The sequence below is a fragment of the Streptomyces sp. NPDC091972 genome, assembly GCF_044756385.1.
GTDB lineage: Bacteria > Actinomycetota > Actinomycetes > Streptomycetales > Streptomycetaceae > Streptomyces.
Genome location: NZ_JBIVSV010000004.1, coordinates 401,128 through 417,738 on the forward strand (window position 1 = coordinate 401,128; position 16,611 = coordinate 417,738).

Annotated in this window: 18 protein-coding genes and 1 riboswitch; of the genes, 9 read left to right on the plus strand and 9 right to left on the minus strand. The window is 71.4% G+C overall.

What is annotated here, in order from left to right; genetic code table 11:
* Positions 1–39 precede the first annotated feature (39 nt).
* The 5 genes from metF to ACIQJT_RS14390 form a co-directional block, all read right to left on the minus strand.
* Complete coding sequence (metF, locus tag ACIQJT_RS14370) at positions 40–963, minus strand: methylenetetrahydrofolate reductase [NAD(P)H] (RefSeq protein ID WP_053846835.1); 924 nt, start codon at positions 961–963, stop codon at positions 40–42.
* Between the two features lie 123 nt (positions 964–1,086).
* Positions 1,087–1,737, minus strand: a complete 651-nt coding sequence (gene thiE / locus ACIQJT_RS14375; protein WP_402643247.1) for a thiamine phosphate synthase — start codon at positions 1,735–1,737, stop codon at positions 1,087–1,089.
* A 94-nt stretch (positions 1,738–1,831) separates the two neighbouring features.
* A complete protein-coding gene (locus tag ACIQJT_RS14380) occupies positions 1,832–2,203 on the minus strand; it encodes an Rv2175c family DNA-binding protein (RefSeq protein ID WP_037719469.1) in 372 nt (123 codons plus the stop codon).
* Positions 2,204–2,789: 586 nt separating this feature from the next.
* A complete protein-coding gene (locus tag ACIQJT_RS14385; RefSeq protein ID WP_402643250.1) occupies positions 2,790–4,004 on the minus strand; it encodes an NAD(P)/FAD-dependent oxidoreductase in 1,215 nt (404 codons plus the stop codon).
* A 32-nt stretch (positions 4,005–4,036) separates the two neighbouring features.
* On the minus strand, positions 4,037–4,387 hold the full coding sequence (locus ACIQJT_RS14390) for a hypothetical protein (protein WP_280851999.1): 351 nt from the start codon (positions 4,385–4,387) through the stop codon (positions 4,037–4,039).
* A gap of 52 nt (positions 4,388–4,439) precedes the next feature.
* Positions 4,440–4,551, plus strand: a riboswitch (TPP riboswitch).
* On the opposite strand from ACIQJT_RS14390, the gene thiO reads away from it, so the two are divergent.
* The 6 genes from thiO to ACIQJT_RS14420 all read left to right on the plus strand — a co-directional run bounded on the left by thiO (position 4,549) and on the right by ACIQJT_RS14420 (position 10,478).
* Positions 4,549–5,706 carry a glycine oxidase ThiO gene (gene thiO / locus ACIQJT_RS14395; RefSeq protein WP_402643254.1) on the plus strand — a complete coding sequence of 386 codons (1,158 nt, stop codon included), beginning with the start codon at positions 4,549–4,551 and terminating at the stop codon, positions 5,704–5,706. Its footprint overlaps the riboswitch before it by 3 nt.
* Positions 5,703–5,903, plus strand: coding sequence for a sulfur carrier protein ThiS (thiS, locus tag ACIQJT_RS14400; RefSeq protein WP_365451316.1), 201 nt, complete (start codon positions 5,703–5,705; stop codon positions 5,901–5,903). Before thiO ends, thiS begins: the two co-directional genes overlap by 4 nt.
* Before the next feature lie 3 nt (positions 5,904–5,906).
* Positions 5,907–6,701, plus strand: a complete 795-nt coding sequence (locus ACIQJT_RS14405) for a thiazole synthase (protein WP_365451314.1) — start codon at positions 5,907–5,909, stop codon at positions 6,699–6,701.
* A 118-nt stretch (positions 6,702–6,819) separates the two neighbouring features.
* Positions 6,820–8,757, plus strand: a complete 1,938-nt coding sequence (pknB, locus tag ACIQJT_RS14410) for a Stk1 family PASTA domain-containing Ser/Thr kinase (RefSeq protein ID WP_402643258.1) — start codon at positions 6,820–6,822, stop codon at positions 8,755–8,757.
* A gap of 322 nt (positions 8,758–9,079) precedes the next feature.
* Complete coding sequence (locus tag ACIQJT_RS14415) at positions 9,080–9,943, plus strand: deoxyribonuclease IV (protein WP_365451310.1); 864 nt, start codon at positions 9,080–9,082, stop codon at positions 9,941–9,943.
* 82 nt (positions 9,944–10,025) lie between these two features.
* On the plus strand, positions 10,026–10,478 hold the full coding sequence (locus ACIQJT_RS14420; RefSeq protein WP_365451308.1) for a DUF4396 domain-containing protein: 453 nt from the start codon (positions 10,026–10,028) through the stop codon (positions 10,476–10,478).
* Between the two features lie 3 nt (positions 10,479–10,481).
* Here the strand turns inward: ACIQJT_RS14420 and ACIQJT_RS14425 are convergent, their stop codons facing one another.
* A complete protein-coding gene (locus ACIQJT_RS14425; RefSeq protein WP_365451306.1) occupies positions 10,482–11,114 on the minus strand; it encodes a sulfite oxidase-like oxidoreductase in 633 nt (210 codons plus the stop codon).
* Positions 11,115–11,291: 177 nt separating this feature from the next.
* Here ACIQJT_RS14425 and bfr point away from each other — a divergent pair, with 177 nt between their 5' ends.
* Positions 11,292–11,771 (plus strand): bacterioferritin, encoded by a 480-nt coding sequence (gene bfr, locus ACIQJT_RS14430; RefSeq protein ID WP_365451304.1) that lies wholly within the window; start codon positions 11,292–11,294, stop codon positions 11,769–11,771.
* Here bfr and ACIQJT_RS14435 read toward each other — a convergent pair.
* Together ACIQJT_RS14435 and ACIQJT_RS14440 are read right to left on the minus strand one after the other, a co-directional pair.
* Positions 11,768–12,001: a bacterioferritin-associated ferredoxin gene (locus ACIQJT_RS14435; RefSeq protein ID WP_402643262.1), complete on the minus strand. Its 234-nt coding sequence runs from the start codon at positions 11,999–12,001 to the stop codon at positions 11,768–11,770. The genes bfr and ACIQJT_RS14435 overlap by 4 nt on opposite strands.
* A 147-nt stretch (positions 12,002–12,148) precedes the next feature.
* Positions 12,149–13,501 carry a class II 3-deoxy-7-phosphoheptulonate synthase gene (locus tag ACIQJT_RS14440; RefSeq protein WP_365451300.1) on the minus strand — a complete coding sequence of 451 codons (1,353 nt, stop codon included), beginning with the start codon at positions 13,499–13,501 and terminating at the stop codon, positions 12,149–12,151.
* A 96-nt stretch (positions 13,502–13,597) separates the two neighbouring features.
* Here ACIQJT_RS14440 and ACIQJT_RS14445 point away from each other — a divergent pair, with 96 nt between their 5' ends.
* Both ACIQJT_RS14445 and ACIQJT_RS14450 read left to right on the plus strand, forming a co-directional pair.
* The gene (locus ACIQJT_RS14445; RefSeq protein ID WP_071528813.1) at positions 13,598–13,654 is read left to right on the plus strand and encodes a trp operon leader peptide; all 57 of its coding nucleotides are present in this window, start codon (positions 13,598–13,600) and stop codon (positions 13,652–13,654) included.
* 109 nt (positions 13,655–13,763) lie between these two features.
* Positions 13,764–15,644: an anthranilate synthase family protein gene (locus ACIQJT_RS14450; protein WP_402643265.1), complete on the plus strand. Its 1,881-nt coding sequence runs from the start codon at positions 13,764–13,766 to the stop codon at positions 15,642–15,644.
* Here ACIQJT_RS14450 and ACIQJT_RS14455 read toward each other — a convergent pair.
* A complete protein-coding gene (locus ACIQJT_RS14455) occupies positions 15,596–16,591 on the minus strand; it encodes a 2-hydroxyacid dehydrogenase (protein ID WP_402643706.1) in 996 nt (331 codons plus the stop codon). The genes ACIQJT_RS14450 and ACIQJT_RS14455 overlap by 49 nt on opposite strands.
* Positions 16,592–16,611 lie beyond the last annotated feature (20 nt).

Genomic DNA, 16,611 nt, shown 5'->3' on the forward strand with positions numbered 1-16,611 from the left:
TGACCGCTACGCAGTGTGTCGTATATCAGTGCGGCCGGTCTAGGCCTGCGGTGAATGGTGCAGACCCAGGTTTTCGTAGATTTCCAGCGTCGCCGTGGAGTTGTTGAGCGTGATGAAGTGCAGTCCGGGCACTCCCTCGGACAGCAGCCGTGCGCAGAACTCCGTGGCGAACTCGATTCCGATCGAGCGTACAGCGGCCGGATCGTCCTTTGCTGTGAGGATCCGCTCTTTCAGGACGGAGGGGATGTTCGCGTTGCTGAGCTGCGGGAGCCGCTCCAGCATCCGCACGCTGGTCACGGGCATGACCTCGGGGATGACGGGGGTCTCGCAGCCGGCCGCGTGGACTCGGTCACGCAGCCGCAGATAGGACTCCGGCTGGAAGAACATCTGGGTGATGGCGTAGTCGGCGCCGGCCCGGCACTTGTCGACGAAGTGCGCGACGTCGGTGTCCCAGTCGGCGGAGCGCGGGTGCATCTCCGGGAAGGCGGCGACACCGACACAGAAGTCGCCCGACTCCTTGATGAGCCGGACGAGTTCGGCGGCGTAGGTCAGGCCCTGCGGATGGGCCAGCCAGTCGCCCATGGGGTCGCCGGGCGGATCGCCGCGCACGGCCAGCATGTTGCGGATCCCCGCGTCGGCGTACTGGCCGATGATGTTGCGCAGTTCCGCGATGGAGTGGTTGACCGCGGTGAGGTGGGCGACCGGGGTCAGGGTGGTGTCCGCGACGATCTGCTGGGTCTCCTTGACGGTGCCCGCGCGGGTGGAACCGCCGGCGCCGTAGGTGACGGAGACGAAGTCCGGGGCGACCGCCTCGACCCTCCGGAGCGCGCTCCACAGGTTCCGCTCGCCCTTGGGGGTCTTGGGCGCCGAGAACTCGAAGGAGTACGTCGTCTTGCCCGCGGCGAGCATGTCCCGCACGGTGCGTGCGCGGTCAGTCCTGGTGGATGCGGTTCCTAGGGCCATACCGGCAGGTTAGCCAGGGGGCAGCGGTCACCCAACCAGATCAGGGAAATTTGCCCGGTTTGTCGACTTGTTGTCCACCCCTCGGACACCGGGCCGATCATGCGACCGGCCGGCGGCGGCCCGTCACCGCGTGTCACGCAGCCGCTTCGCGAACTCCGCGGCGGCCGCGCCCGGATCGTCCGCCTCGGTGATCGCCCGGACGACGACGACCCGGCGGGCGCCCGCCTCCAGGACCTCGTCGAGGTTGCCGAGGTCGATGCCGCCGATGGCGAACCAGGGGCGGTCGGTGCCGAGCGCGGCGGTGTGGCGGACCAGGTCGAGGCCGGGGGCGTGCCGGCCCGGCTTGGTGGGGGTCGGCCAGCAGGGGCCGGTGCAGAAGTAGTCCACGCCGTCCTGCACGGCGGCCGCGGACGCCTCCTCCTCGGCGTGGGTGGACCGGCCTATGAGGATGTCGTCGCCGAGGATCGCGCGGGCGGCGGGCACGGGCAGGTCCCCCTGACCCAGGTGCAGTACGTCGGCGGCGGCCGCGTGGGCGACGTCCGCCCGGTCGTTGACCGCGAGGAGCCTGCCGTGCCGGGCGCAGGCGTCGGCGAGGACCTGGAGGTGCTCCAGCTCCTCCGCCGCCTCCATGCCCTTGTCCCGCAACTGCACGATGTCGACACCGCCGGCCAGGACCGCGTCCAGGAACTCGGCGAGGTCGCCCTGGCGCCTGCGGGCGTCCGTGCACAGGTAGAGGCGGGCGTCGGCGAGCTGGGTGCGGGCGGTGTCGGGCATGCGTGAGTCTCCCCCGGGGTCGGTGGCGTACGGGCCGTGCCCGACCGTGGCCGCGGCCTGGGCGGTCACGGCCCGTACGCCGGTGTGGTTCGGATCAGACGGCGAGCGCCTGGGCCCGGCGCTTCACCTCCGTGCCGCGATTCTCGCTCAGGGCCTGCGCGGGGGTGCCGGGCAGGCTGTCGTCGGGCGTGAAGAGCCACTCCAGCATCTCTTCGTCGGTGAAGCCGTCGTCCCTCAGGAGCGTCAGGGTCCCGACCAGGCCCTTGACGACCTTCTGCTCGGCCCCGTCGATGAAGGCGGCGGGGACGTGCAGCGCGCGGTTCTCACCACGGCGTACGGCGATGAGCTGGCCCTCCTTGACCAGCTGCCGCACACGCGTCACCTCGACGTCGAGCATCTCTGCGATGTCGGGGAGGGTGAGCCAGGCGGGGACGAGAGCATCGATCTTTGCGTCAATCTCGGTCACGGGATTAAGCGTGCCATCCCGCACTGACAGTCGGAAGCCGGGGCGCCTCACCGGGGGAACGGGGCGTGGTCACCGGGCACGGAAGCCACGGAACCAGGCGGATCCGGCCGTCGGGGTCGGGTCGGCCCTCGCCGCCGGGAGCAGGCAGATCCCGGCCGGACCCCGCTCACCGGTCCAGTCGGGCCCTTGTGGACGAAACCAGACAGCTCCCGCCCCACAGGACTCGGAGCACGGGTCGCCGGAACCGGGTCAAACCCCCACCCCCCACCCACAGGCCCGGCGGCCGAATCCGGACGGGCCCCGGACCACAAGGCCTCCGGCCAAGCCCGGCAGGCGGCCCCGGTCATCCACCCGTCGGCCACGCCGCCACCCGCGCCCCCTCAGGACCCGGCAAAGACCGCCCCCCAGGACCACACGGTCCCGCCCCCACAACCAGTCCCAAGCCGGATGCGGCAGGCGGGTCCAGCCACCCGCCCGCAGCCCGCACAACCACCCACGTGCCCGAACCAGGGCAGCTCCCGGCCTGCCGGCGCCGGCAGGCGCAGGGCGGCGGCTCTCGGCGGAGCCCGTGGCCCGCGCCGCCCCCTTACGCCGTCGCTGCCTTCAGGGGCCTCGCCGGGTCCGCCAGCAGCTCCGGGTCCATCTCCGTGCCGGCCTCGATGAGGCGGCGGCCCTGGGCCAGGTCGCGGGGGCGGCCCACCGCCAGCAGGGCCACCAGGCGGTTCTCCCGCAGCCAGCAGACCGTCCAGGCCGGGCCGGACGGTTCGCCGCGCCACAGGGTGGTGTCGGCGGACGCGTGGTGGCCCGCGTACTGGACGAAGCGGCCGAACTGCTCGGACCAGAAGTACGGCACCGGGTCGTACACCGTGGGCGTCTCGCCGACGATGTCGGCGGCCACCGTGCGGGGGCCCTGGAGGGCGTTGTCCCAGTGGTGCACGAGCAGGCGCTCGCCGTACCTCCCCGAGGGGAAGGAGGCGCAGTCGCCGACGGCGTAGACGTCCGGAGCGGAGGTGCGCAGACGGTCGTCGGCGACGACCTCTCCGTGGGCGCCGAGCTCGATGCCCGAACCGGCCAGCCAGCCCGTGGCCGGCCGGGCGCCGATACCGACCACGACCGCGCCCGCGGCCACCCGGGAGCCGTCGTCCAGGACGACCGCGCCCGGCTCGACACGCTGCACGCGCGCGCGGGTGCGCAGCTCGGCGCCCGCGTCGGCGTACCAGGAGGTCATCGGCGCGGCCACCTCGGCGGGGAGCGCGCCCGCGAGGGGCCGGTCGGCGGCCTCCACGACCGTCACCGCGCAACCCGCCTCGCGCGCGGCGGTGGCGAACTCGGCGCCGATCCAGCCCGCCCCGACGACCACGATGTCGTGCTGCCGGGCGAGCACCGGGCGCAGTCGCTCGGCGTCGTCCAGGGTGCGCAGCACGTGCACGCCCGGCACACCCTCCGTGCCGGGCAGCCGGATCGGTTCGGCACCGGTGGCGAGGACCAGGACGTCATACGGGAAGGGCCCGGCCTCGGTGTCCAGTTCGTGCACCTCGGGGCGGACGCCCAGCACCTCGCGGCCGAGCAGCAGTTCGATGCCGAGAGCCTCGAAGTCGACGTCGAAGGCGGAGCCCTCGGCCTTGCCCAGCAGTACGGCCTTGGAGAGCGGCGGCCGGTCGTAGGGCTGATGGGGTTCCGCGCCGATCAAGGTGACGGTGCCCGTGAAGCCCTGTTCGCGCAGGGCGACCGCGGTCTGGACCCCCGCCATGCCCGCGCCGACCACGACCACCCGCCGTTGCGCCTGCGTCCGCTCGCTCATTTGATCACCATAGCCAGCTGACAATCAGTCAGTCAGGAGTCGTGCGCAGTGACCTGCTCCACAACGCTCGTCCCGCTGCCCGGCTGCGACTCCCACTCCCACGTCTCCTCCAGCCGCACCCGGCCGTCGGGGAGCTCCACCACCGTCGAGACGCAGTGCCCGGAGGAGGTCGTCCCGTCCTGCTTGAGCTGGACGTACCGGAAGTCGAGACGGTCCCCCGCGCGCGTGCCGACGAGATGCCCGCGGACGACGTCGCCGCCCGCGTACTCGGCCCAGATCTCCCCGTCCTTCTCGTGGTAGGCGAACCGGGTCCGCGTACCCACCTGGCCCGGGGCCTGATCGGCCACCGGGGCGAGGACGAGACCGTCGAGTGAGCGGGGCATGGTGGAAGGCTCCCTTACAGAGGCGCACGGGCACGGGCTAGGGTGGCCAACGTAGAGCACTCGCGGGAGCCCGGACGCACCGGGCTGAGAGGGAGGCTGGCGGCCTCCGACCGTACGAACCTGATCCGGGTCATGCCGGCGAAGGGAGGGGCTGGACGCCCATGTCCTCACGTACGTCAGACGTCCTCGTCATCGGGGGCGGCATCATCGGCCTGGTCACGGCCTGGCGGGCCGCGCAGCGCGGGTTCGCCACCGCCGTCGTGGACCCCGAACCGGGCGGCGGGGCCGCCCAGGTGGCCGCCGGGATGCTGGCCGCGGTCACCGAACTGCACTACGGCGAGCAGACCCTGCTGGGCCTGAACCTCGCCTCCGCCGCCCGGTATCCCGACTTCGCGGCCGAGCTCACCGAGCTGACCGGACACGACCTCGGTTACCGGCGGTGCGGCACGCTCGCCGTGGCTCTGGACGCCGACGACCGCGCCCACCTGCGCGAACTGCACGCCCTCCAGCGGCAGTCGGGGCTGGAGTCGGAGTGGCTGTCGGGCCGGGAGTGCCGGCGCCTGGAACCGATGCTCGCGCCAGGGGTGCGGGGCGGGCTGCGGGTGGACGGAGACCACCAGATCGATCCGCGCCGCCTCACGCGCGCGTTGCTGGCCGCGTGCGAGCGCGCCGGCGTGGTGTTCCACCGGGCATGGGCCCGGTCCCTCCAGGTGGTGCGGGACCGGGCGGCCGGGGCCGTCACGACCGACGGCGAGGAACTGGCGGCGGACCAGGTGGTGCTCGCCGCCGGAAGCCTCAGCGGCCGCCTGGAAGGGGTCCCCGAGGCCCTCCTGCCGCCCGTGCGGCCCGTGAAGGGGCAGGTGCTGCGCCTGACCGTGCCGCCGCGCCACGCGCCCTTCCTGAGCCGTACCGTGCGGGCGGTGGTGCGCGGCAGCCAGGTCTACCTGGTGCCGCGCGAGAGCGGTGAGCTGGTGATCGGCGCGACCAGCGAGGAGCTGGGCTGGGACACCACGGTGACCGCGGGCGGGGTGTACGAGCTGTTGCGGGACGCGCACGAACTCGTCCCCGGCATCACCGAACTGCCGCTGACGGAGACCCGCGCGGGACTGCGCCCGGGCTCCCCGGACAACGCCCCGCTGCTCGGCCCGACGGAGCTGCCCGGCCTCCTGCTGGCCACCGGGCACTACCGCAACGGCGTGCTGCTGACGCCGGTCACCGGGGACGCGCTGGCGCACGCGCTGACCACCGGTGAACTGCCGGAGGTGGCCCGCCCGTTCACCCCGAGGCGTTTCCTGGAGTCCGTGGAGCAGCCAGCATGAACATCTCCGTCAACGGGGAGCCGCGGGAGTTCGCTCCCGGCACGGCTCTCGACACCGTCGTACGCACGCTGACGCCGGCGCCCTCCGGGGTGGCCGCCGCGCTCAACGAGACCGTCGTCCCGCGCGCCGAGTGGCCCTCGACGTCCCTCGCCGAGGGAGACCGCGTGGAAGTCCTCACCGCCGTCCAAGGAGGCTGACCCATGGCCGACGATCCCTTCGTCATCGGCGGTACGCCCTTCTCGTCCCGGCTGATCATGGGCACGGGCGGGGCGCCCAGCCTGGACGTCCTGGAGCGGGCGCTGGTCGCCTCCGGCACCGAGCTGACGACGGTCGCGATGCGGCGCGTGAACCCCTCGGTGCACGGCTCGGTGCTGTCCGTGCTGGAGAGGCTCGGCATCCGGGTGCTCCCCAACACCGCGGGCTGCTTCACCGCCGGGGAGGCCGTCCTGACGGCCCGTCTCGCGCGCGAGGCGCTCGGCACCGACCTGGTCAAGCTGGAGGTCATCGCCGACGAGCGCACGCTTCTGCCGGACCCCGTCGAGCTGCTGGACGCGGCGGAGACGCTGGTGGACGACGGTTTCACCGTGCTGCCGTACACGAACGACGACCCGGTGCTGGCCCGGAAGCTGGAGGACGTGGGCTGCGCGGCGATCATGCCGCTGGGCTCACCGATCGGCTCGGGCCTCGGCATCCGCAACCCGCACAACTTCCAGCTGATCGTCGAGCACGCGCGCGTGCCGGTGATCCTGGACGCGGGGGCGGGCACGGCCTCGGACGCGGCCCTGGCGATGGAACTGGGCTGCGCGGGTGTGATGCTCGCCTCGGCGGTGACCCGGGCGCAGGAGCCGGAGCTGATGGCGCACGCGATGCGGCACGGGGTGGAGGCGGGGCGGCTGGCGTACCGGGCGGGGCGGATCCCGCGGCGGCATTTCGCCGAGGCGTCGTCCCCCGTGGAGGGCAGGGCCGTACTGGATCCGGAACGCCCAGCATTCTGAACACGCGTTCGACTTGGGACACGGGCAGGTGCGACCTCCGTCACAGGTCAGCTGCAGTACCGCCGCCAGATCCGCCGAACCGGAGGGACTGTCAGCCACGGCTCGTACACTCGCCTGCGTGGATACGACGCTTCAGGACCCGCTGGTCGGGCAGGTGCTCGACGACCGCTATCGCGTGGACGCGCGGATCGCGGTCGGCGGCATGGCCACGGTCTACCGGGCCCTGGACACCCGTCTGGACCGCGTGCTCGCACTCAAGGTGATGCACCCCGCGCTGGCGGCGGACGGCACCTTCGTCGAGCGGTTCATCCGGGAGGCCAAGTCCGTCGCCCGGCTCGCCCACCCCAACGTCGTGCAGGTCTTCGACCAGGGCACCGACGGGTCGTACGTGTACCTCGCCATGGAGTACGTCGCCGGCTGCACCCTGCGCGACGTGCTGCGCGAGCGCGGGGCGCTCCAGCCGCGCGCCGCCCTGGACATCCTGGAGCCGGTGCTCGCCGCGCTCGGCGCCGCGCACCGTGCCGGCTTCGTGCACCGCGACATGAAGCCGGAGAACGTCCTGATCGGCGACGACGGCCGGGTGAAGGTCGCCGACTTCGGTCTGGTGCGGTCGGTCGACAACGTGACCAGCAGCACCGGGGCCGTCCTCGGCACCGTGTCCTACCTCTCCCCCGAGCAGGTCGAGCAGCCGGGCGCCGCCGACGCCCGCGTCGACGTGTACGCGTGCGGTGTCGTGCTGTACGAGATGCTGACCGGCAGCCAGCCGCACGAGGGCGACTCCCCCGCGATAGTCCTCTACAAGCACCTCCACGAGGACGTCCCGCCCCCCTCGGCGGTGGTCCCGGGCCTGCCGTACGAACTGGACGAGCTGGTCGCCTCCGCCACCGCCCGCACGCCGGACCTGCGCCCGTACGACGCCGTGGCGCTGCTCGCGCAGACCCGCGAGGCATACAGCAGGCTGACCGCCGACCAACTGGACGCGATGCCGCCGCAGGCGCTCACAGCGGAGTACGCGGGCGCCGAGAACCGGACGAGCGTGATCCCGCGCACTCTGACGGTGCCGCAGCCGCTGCCGGTCAACGAGGACGAGCCCGAGCGGGGGTACCACCGCACCAGCGTCCTGGAGAGCCCCGCGCCCCCGCCGCCCCGGCGCGGCCGCTCCTCCGGCGGCTCCCGGCGCGGCCCGCTGCTGATCGTCGCCGCGGTCCTGCTGGCCCTCGGACTCGGAGCGGGCGTCTGGTACATCAACTCCGGCCAGTTCACCCAGGTCCCGGCCCTGCTGGCGAAGACGGAGGCCCAGGCCAGGGACCGGCTGGACCAGGCCGGTCTGGAGACCGGCAAGGTCACCTACGCCTACAGCGACACCGTGAAGCGCGGCACCGTCATCAGCACGGACCCGGACGTCGGCGCCCGCATCCGGAACAACGACTCCGTGTCGATCACCGTCTCCAAGGGCCCGCGGACGGTGAAGGTGCCCGACGTGGACGGGTGGGTGCTGAGCAAGGCCAGAGCCCGGCTGAAGGAGGAGGGGCTGGAGCCGGGCATGGCCACCCGGGAGTTCAGCGAGGAGGTCCCCAAGGGGTTCGTGATCAGCACCGACCCCGAGGGCGGCACCACGCTGCGCGCCGGCTCGGCCGTCGCGTTCACCGTCAGCAAGGGCGCCCCCGTCGACGTCCCGGACGTCACCGGCGAGGACCTTTCCGACGCCAGGGCCGACCTGACGGAGGCCGGGCTGAAGGTCAAGGTCGCCACCGCCCGGGTCAACTCCGAGTACGACGCGGGCCAGGTCGCCAAGCAGAGTCTTGCTCCCGACAGCCAGGCGGCCGAAGGCGACACCGTCACGCTGACGATCTCCAAGGGTCCCGAGATGATCGAGGTCCCGGACGTCACGGGCGACAGCGTGGACGACGCGAGGGCCGCGCTGGAGAGCGCGGGCTTCCAGGTCGACGAGGACCGCGGTCTGCTGGGCCTGTTCGGCGACACGGTGAAGAAGCAGTCGGTGAAGGGCGGGGACACGGCCCCCAAGGGTTCGACCATCACGATCACCATCCGCTGACGCACACGCGGCGGGGGTGCGGGGTTCGGTTGTGAGGCGTGTGCGGGTCCGGTGGGGGCCGGTCGCGCAGTTCCCCGCGCCCCTGGGGAGTGGCAGTGAACGCCCGCCCCGACGGACCGTCAGCCGCGTACGGCGCGGAACCCGCATCCGCCGCGCTCACAGCCCCCACCGAAGCCGGCACGGGCCGCCGCAGGCATCCAGGGGCGCGGGGAACTGCGCACAACGCCCGCCCCCACCGAACCCGCACCCGCCACCACCCCGGCGCCGCAGGCAATGGCACCCGCCGCCACCCCGGCGCCGCAGGCAATGGCACCCTTGACCGGTGACATCACAGCGCAACCCCGTCGGCGGCCACGTCCCCGTGGCCGGCGGCCTGGACTCCGTGGGGCTCTCCTACGCCCGTGACCTGAACGCCGAGACCGTGCAGGTCTTCGTCGCCAACCCACGCGGCTGGGCCACCCCCGCGGGAAACCCGAAGCAGGACGAGGCGTTCCGCCAGGCGTGTGCCGACGAGGGAATCCCGGCGTACGTCCACGCGCCGTACCTGATCAACTTCGGCTCGCACACCGAGGCGACCGTGGCGAGGTCGGTCGACTCGCTGCGGCACTCCCTCCGCCGCGGACGCGAGATCGGCGCGCTCGGTGTCGTCGTGCACACCGGCAGCGCGACAGGCGGCCGGGACCGTTCCGTGGCCCTGAAGCAGGTGCGCGAGCACCTGCTGCCGCTCCTCGACGAGCTCACCCACGACGACGACCCGTACCTGCTCCTGGAGTCCACGGCCGGCCAGGGCTTCTCGCTCTGCTCACGGACCTGGGACTTCGGCCCGTACTTCGAGGCCCTGGACGCCCACCCGAAGCTGGGCGTCTGCCTGGACACCTGCCACATCTTCGCCGCCGGCCACGACCTGACGGGACCGAGCGGTATGCACCAGACGCTGGACCTGCTGGTGGACACGGTCGGCGAGGGCCGGCTGAAGCTGATCCACGCCAACGACTCCAAGGACGTGGTCGGCGCCCACAAGGACCGTCACGAGAACATCGGCTCCGGCCACATCGGCGAGGACCCGTTCCGGGCCCTGATGACCCATCCCGCCACCGCGGGAGTCCCCCTGATCATCGAGACGCCCGGCGGCAAGGAGGGCCACGCGGCGGACGTGGAGCGCCTGAAGAAACTCCGGGACGGATAACGCGCCAGAGGGTGGGAATACCCCTGGGGGGTATACGGTTCCTGCTGGACACAGGAACCGTCACCTGACCTTGGGGGCACTCATGCAGCACCAGTCGCACGGATGGTCCGTCGCCGTCCAGGCCACCCTCCACTGCCTCACCGGCTGTGCCATCGGCGAGGTGCTCGGCATGGTCATCGGCACCGCGCTGGGCTGGAGCAACCTGGCCACGACCGTACTGGCCGTCGTCCTGGCCTTCTTCTTCGGCTACTCCCTCACCTTGCGCGGGGCCCTGAGGGCCGGCCTGGACTTCCGGGCCGCGCTGCGGGTGGCGCTGGCCGCCGACACCCTGTCCATCGCCGTGATGGAGCTGATCGACAACGGCGTGATCGTCCTGTGGCCGAACGCCATGGACGCGGAACTGGCCGATCTGCTGTTCTGGGTGTCACTGGCGATCTCACTGGCCGTCGCCTTCGTCGTCACCGTGCCGGTCAACAAGTGGATGATCGGCCGCGGCAAGGGACATGCCGTGGTCCACCAGCACCACGCCCACTGAGCTTCACAGCTCGGGGCCGTCCCCCGGCTCCTCCTGGTACGAGTAGCGCTGTTCCTTCCAGGGGTCGCCGACGTTGTGGTAGCCGCGCTCCTCCCAGAAACCGCGCCGGTCGGCGGTCATGTACTCCACGCCACGGACCCATTTGGGCCCCTTCCAGGCGTACAGATGGGGGACGACCAGCCGGAGCGGGAACCCGTGCTCGGCGGTCAGCAGCTCCCCGTCCTTGTGGGTGGCGAAGATGGTGCGCTCGGAAGCGAAGTCCGCGAGCCGCAGGTTGGAACTGAAGCCGTACTCGGCCCACACCATCACATGGGTGACCGTCGGCGCGGGCGGGGCGATCTCCAGGATGGTGCGGGCCGGGATGCCGCCCCACTCGGCGCCGAGCATGCTGAACTTCGTCACACAGTGCAGGTCGCCCACGACGGTGGTGTACGGCAGGGCCGTGAACTCCTCGTGGCTCCAGCAGTGCTTCTCGTCGTCCGCGGTGGCGCCGAAGACCCGGAACTCCCAGCGCTCGGGCCGGAACTTGGGGACCGGGCCGTAGTGCGTGACGGGCCAGCCGCGCTGTAGTCGCTGCCCCGGCGGAAGCTCGGTGTGCGCCGCCTCTCCACTCTCCCGCTCCACCGGCTGACCCATGCCTTCCATCCTGACAGACCCGAGGCGATGCACCCGACCAAGGGACGCCCAACACATACCAAACCGGACTAAGCATGCCCTTACTTACTAAGTGAAGACTTACTGGACGATCTTCTTCGCCGGTGCGAGGATGCGGCGCAGCCTGCCAGTTCCCCACGGTTGGAAGGAGCCTCTGCGATGCAGGGCGACCCCGAGGTCATCGAATTCCTCAACGAGCAGCTCACGGGCGAGCTCACCGCGATCAACCAGTACTTCCTGCACGCGAAGATGCAGGAGAACTTCGGCTGGACGAAGCTCGCGAAGTACACGCGGCACGAGTCGTTCGACGAGATGAAGCACGCCGAGGTGCTCACCGACCGGATCCTCTTCCTGGAGGGGCTGCCGAACTACCAGCGGCTGTTCCACGTGCGGGTGGGCCAGACCGTCAGGGAGATGTTCGAGGCCGACCGGCAGATCGAGGTCGAGGCCATCGACCGCCTCAAGCGCGGGATCGAGGTGATGCGCACCAAGGGGGACATCACCTCGGCGAACATCTTCGAGTCGATCCTCGAGGACGAGGAGCACCACATCGACTATCTCGACACCCAGCTGGAACTGCTGGAGAAGCTCGGCGAGGCGCTCTACATCGCGCAGCTGATCGAGCAGCCGGAGAGCTAGGCGGCCTCGTCCAGCGCGGCGAGGGCGGGCTTGGCCTGCCCGGTGAGTTCACCCCGGGGGCACGCCCCGCGGCCCAGGAGGGCCTGGATGCGCCGTACGCAGGAACCGCAGTCGGTGCCCGCCTTGCAGGCGGAGGCTATCTGGCGGGGGGTGCAGGCGCCGTTCGCCGCGTGCTGCTTGACCTGCTGCTCGGTGACGCCGAAGCAACTGCAGATGTACACGCGACTCACCTCCCGAGGGGCTGATCAGTGTTGCCGTCCCGTTGATCGGTGAGGCTAACCTAACCTTACCCGGCGCTCAGGAGCCGCAAAAGTGGAGCGGGGCGCGGATCGTATGTGATCCGCGCCCCATTCACATGCTGGTAACAGGTGCCCCCGTCACTGGTCCCTGTACATCTCCGCGACGAGGAACGCCAGGTCGAGCGACTGGCTGCGGTTGAGCCGCGGGTCGCAGGCCGTCTCGTAGCGCTGGTGCAGATCGTCGACGAAGATCTCGTCGCCGCCGCCCACGCACTCGGTGACGTCGTCACCGGTGAGCTCGACGTGGATGCCGCCCGGGTGGGTGCCGAGGCCCTTGTGGACCTCGAAGAAGCCCTTGACCTCGTCGAGCACGTCGTCGAAGCGGCGGGTCTTGTGGCCGGAGGCCGCCTCGAAGGTGTTGCCGTGCATCGGGTCGGTCACCCAGGCCACGGTGGCACCGGAGGCGGTGACCTTCTCGACCAGCTCGGGCAGCTTGTCGCGGACCTTGTCGGCGCCCATGCGCACGATGAAGGTCAGCCGGCCGGGCTCCCGGTCGGGGTCCAGGCGCTCGATGTACTGCAACGCCTCCTCGGCCGTGGTCGTCGGGCCGAGCTTGATGCCGATCGGGTTGCGGATCTGCGAGGCGAACTCGATGTGCGCGTGGTCGAGCTGCCGGGTGCGCTCACCGATCCACACCATGTGCGCGGAGACGTCGTACAGCCGGCCGGTGCGCGAGTCCACGCGGGTGAGCGCCGACTCGTAGTCGAGCAGCAGCGCCTCGTGCGAGGAGTAGAACTCGACGGTCTTGAACTCCTCCGGGTCGGTCCCGCAGGCCCGCATGAAGTTCAGCGCCTGGTCGATCTCCCGGGCGAGCTGCTCGTAGCGCTGGCCGGAGGGGGACGACTTCACGAAGTCCTGGTTCCAGGCGTGCACCTGGCGCAGGTCGGCGTAGCCGCCGGTGGTGAAGGCGCGCACCAGGTTGAGCGTGGACGCGGAGGCGTTGTACATCCGCTTCAGGCGCTCGGGGTCCGGGACGCGGGCCTTCTCGTTGAACTCGAAGCCGTTGACCGAGTCGCCCCGGTAGGTCGGCAGCGTCACGCCGTCACGGGTCTCGGTGCCCTTGGAGCGCGGCTTGGAGTACTGGCCGGCGATCCGGCCGACCTTCACGACCGGCACCGAGGCGGCGTACGTCAGCACGGCGCCCATCTGGAGCAGGGTCTTGAGCTTGTTGCGGATGTGGTCCGCGGACACGGCGTCGAAGGCCTCGGCGCAGTCGCCGCCCTGGAGGAGGAACGCCTCTCCCTTGGCGACGGCCGCCATCCGGGCGCGCAGCTGGTCGCACTCGCCCGCGAAGACGAGCGGCGGATACGACTCGAGGTCCGCGATCACTGCGCGCAGAGCCTCGGTGTCGGGGTACTCGGGCTGCTGCGCCGCGGGCAGGTCTCGCCAGGTGTTGCCAGCGCCGGCGCTGGTCTTAGCGTTCACGGTCACGACGTCAACCCTAAGGGGTCGGGTCGGGGCATCAGCGCCGTGCCCAGCAAGTGAGACACCGGAAACACTCCGCGGACATGGGGTAGGGTGCGGCCCATGTTCGCGCACTCGACCCAGAACTGGTGGTGGACCGCTCATCCGGCGGCCCACTGACTGCGCGCACGCAAGACTTCGCGAAGGCCGCCCGAGGGGCGGCCTTCGGCGTTTCCGGGGTCGTTCCTCACCGACATCGAGTCACTGACTCATCGAGAGCTGAGGAACCATGGACCTGACACGCCTGACGGGTGACGACCGCCCGTTCGCACTGATCCGCCGCCGCACCCCCGGCCACGACGAGAACACCGTCGAGCTGCTCGTCGGCCCGGTCAGGGACTACGACCGTCTCGCCGACCTGCCCGACGAGGGCCTCGCGCTCGTCCCCTTCCGCCAGATCCGCGAGCGCGGCTTCGACGTACGGGACGACGGGACCCCGCTCACGGTGCTGACGCCCGAGGAGAGCGGCTCGCTGTCCCTGCGGGAGGCCCTCGACCAGCTCCCCGCGCACGACGTCCGCGTCGTCAACGGCGGCTTCGACGTCCCCGACGAGGAGTACGCCCGGATCGTCGGGCGCGTGCTGCACGAGGAGATCGGGCGCGGCGAGGGCGCCAACTTCGTGATCCGGCGCACGTACCAGGGCCAGATCCCGGGATTCTCCCGCGCGGACGCCCTCGCGCTGTTCCGGCGGCTCCTGGTGGGCGAGCGGGGCGCCTACTGGACCTTCCTCGTCCACACCGGCGAGCGCACCCTGGTCGGCGCGAGCCCCGAGGTGCACGTCCGGATGACCGGCGGGACCGTCGTCATGAACCCGATCAGCGGCACGTACCGCTATCCGGCCGAGGGCCCCACCCCGGAGCACCTGCTCGGCTTCCTCGCCGACGGCAAGGAGATCGAGGAGCTGTCGATGGTCGTCGACGAGGAGCTCAAGATGATGTGCACCGTCGGCGACATGGGCGGGGTCGTGGTCGGGCCGCGGCTGAAGGAGATGGCGCACCTCGCGCACACCGAGTACGAACTGCGCGGCAGGTCCTCGCTGGACGTGCGGGAAGTGCTCAAGGAGACCATGTTCGCGGCGACCGTCACCGGCTCGCCCGTGCAGAACGCCTGCCGGGTCATCGAGCGGCACGAGGTCGGCGGGCGCGGGTACTACGCGGGCGCGCTGGCGCTGCTCGGCCGGGACTCCGGCGGGGCGCAGACCCTGGACTCCCCCATCCTCATCCGCACGGCGGACATCTCCGCCGGGGGACATCTCAAGGTGCCGGTCGGCGCGACGCTCGTGCGCGGTTCGGACCCGGCGAGCGAGGTCGCGGAGACCCACGCGAAGGCGGCGGGGGTGCTGGCCGCGCTCGGCGTACGGCCGTCCCGGCCCCGTGCGGAGCACGCGCGCGTGAGCCTCGCCGACGACCCACGCGTGCGTGCCGCGCTCGACGGGCGGCGCGCCGGACTCGCCCCCTTCTGGCTGCGGATGCAGGAGCGGTCGGACGACCTCGAAGGGCACGCTCTCGTGGTCGACGGCGAGGACACCTTCACGTCGATGCTCGCGCACGTGCTGCGTTCGGGCGGGCTGAAGGTAACGGTCCGGCGCTACGACGAACCGGGCCTCAGGGACGCCGTGCTCGCCCACGAGGGCCCGGTCGTGCTCGGCCCCGGTCCCGGTGACCCCTCCGACCTCGACGATCCCAAGATGCGGTTCCTGCGCGACCTGACCGCCGACGTCCTCCGCGGCCACCGGCACGGCGTGCTCGGCGTCTGCCTCGGGCACGAGCTGATCGCGGCCGAGCTGGGGCTCGGGATCGTCCGCAAGGAGGTGCCGTACCAGGGGGCGCAGACGACCGTCGACCTGTTCGGGCGGGCGGAGACCGTCGGCTTCTACAACAGCTTCGTGGCGCACTGCGACGACGAGGCCGCCCGGGAGCTGGCCGCGCACGGCATCGAGGTGAGCCGGAGCGGCACCCACGAGGTCCACGCCCTGCGCGGGCCGGGCTTCGCCGGCGTGCAGTTCCACCCGGAGTCGGTCCTGACGCTGAACGGCGCCTCGGTCGTACGGGAGCTGGTGGCTCAGCTACGGGGCACCAGTACGTTCTCGGAGCGGCGGCCCGCCTCGTAGTCGAGGACGTTCCGCACCGTGGCGTCGATGATCTGGCCGACGGCGTCCTCGGTGTAGTAGGCCTGGTGGGAGGTGACCAGGACGTTGGGGAAGGTGACCAGGCGGGCCAGGGTGTCGTCCTCGATGGCCTCCAGCGAGCGGTCGACGTAGAACAGGCCCGCCTCCGCCTCGTACACGTCGAGGCCGACGCCCGCGAAGCGGCCGGCGCGTAGTTCGGTGACGAGGGCCGCGGTGTCGATGAGGCCGCCGCGGCTGGAGTTGACCAGGATCGCGTCGTCCTTCATCGACTTCAGGGCGTCGGCGTCGAGGAGGTGGGTGGTCTCCGGCATCAGCGGGACGTGCAGGGTGATCAGGTCGGACTCGGCGAGGAGCTGTTCCTTCGGGACGTACCGCATGCCGAGCTCCCGGCATGCGGGGTTCTCGGCGACGTCCCAGCCGAGCAGCCGCATGCCGAAGCCGTGGGCGATCCGGGTGAAGGCCTCGCCGATCTTTCCGGTGCCGAGGACGCCGACGGTACGGCCGTGCATGTCCCGGCCCATCAGTCCGTCGAGGCGGAAGTCGAAGTCACGCGTGCGCGTGGAGGCGCGCACGACACGGCGGTTGACCGCCATGGCGAGGGTCCAGGCGAACTCGGCGACCGAGTACGGCGAGTAGTACGAGACGCGGGCGATGGTCATGCCGAGGCGCTCGGCGGCCTTGAGGTCGATGTTGTTGTATCCGGTGGAGCGCTGGGCGATCATCCGCGTGCCGCCCGCCGCGAGGGCCTCCAGGACGCGGGCGCCGAGTTCGGCGTTGACGCTGGTGGAGACGGTCTCGTAGCCGGCCGCGATGGGGGCGGTGTCCTCGTTGAGGAAGACGTCCAGGCAGCGGACCTCGTGGTGCCCGGCGAACGCGCTCTCGATCAGGGGCTGCTCGTCGGCCTGCACACCGAACGCCAGGATCTCCACGGACACGCCTTCCCCTCTGG

Bases quoted from the DNA above. Each gene is read 5' to 3' on its own strand.
- ACIQJT_RS14450 (WP_402643265.1), top strand. From the start codon at position 13,764: ATGGACCTGACACGCCTGACGGGTGACGACCGCCCGTTCGCACTGATC.
- ACIQJT_RS14405 (WP_365451314.1), top strand. From the start codon at position 5,907: ATGGCCGACGATCCCTTCGTCATCGGCGGTACGCCCTTCTCGTCCCGG.
- metF (WP_053846835.1), bottom strand. From the start codon at position 963: ATGGCCCTAGGAACCGCATCCACCAGGACTGACCGCGCACGCACCGTG.
- bfr (WP_365451304.1), top strand. From the start codon at position 11,292: ATGCAGGGCGACCCCGAGGTCATCGAATTCCTCAACGAGCAGCTCACG.
- thiS (WP_365451316.1), top strand. From the start codon at position 5,703: ATGAACATCTCCGTCAACGGGGAGCCGCGGGAGTTCGCTCCCGGCACG.
- ACIQJT_RS14385 (WP_402643250.1), bottom strand. From the start codon at position 4,004: ATGAGCGAGCGGACGCAGGCGCAACGGCGGGTGGTCGTGGTCGGCGCG.
- thiO (WP_402643254.1), top strand. From the start codon at position 4,549: ATGTCCTCACGTACGTCAGACGTCCTCGTCATCGGGGGCGGCATCATC.
- thiE (WP_402643247.1), bottom strand. From the start codon at position 1,737: ATGCCCGACACCGCCCGCACCCAGCTCGCCGACGCCCGCCTCTACCTG.
- ACIQJT_RS14390 (WP_280851999.1), bottom strand. From the start codon at position 4,387: ATGCCCCGCTCACTCGACGGTCTCGTCCTCGCCCCGGTGGCCGATCAG.
- ACIQJT_RS14420 (WP_365451308.1), top strand. From the start codon at position 10,026: ATGCAGCACCAGTCGCACGGATGGTCCGTCGCCGTCCAGGCCACCCTC.
- ACIQJT_RS14425 (WP_365451306.1), bottom strand. From the start codon at position 11,114: ATGGGTCAGCCGGTGGAGCGGGAGAGTGGAGAGGCGGCGCACACCGAG.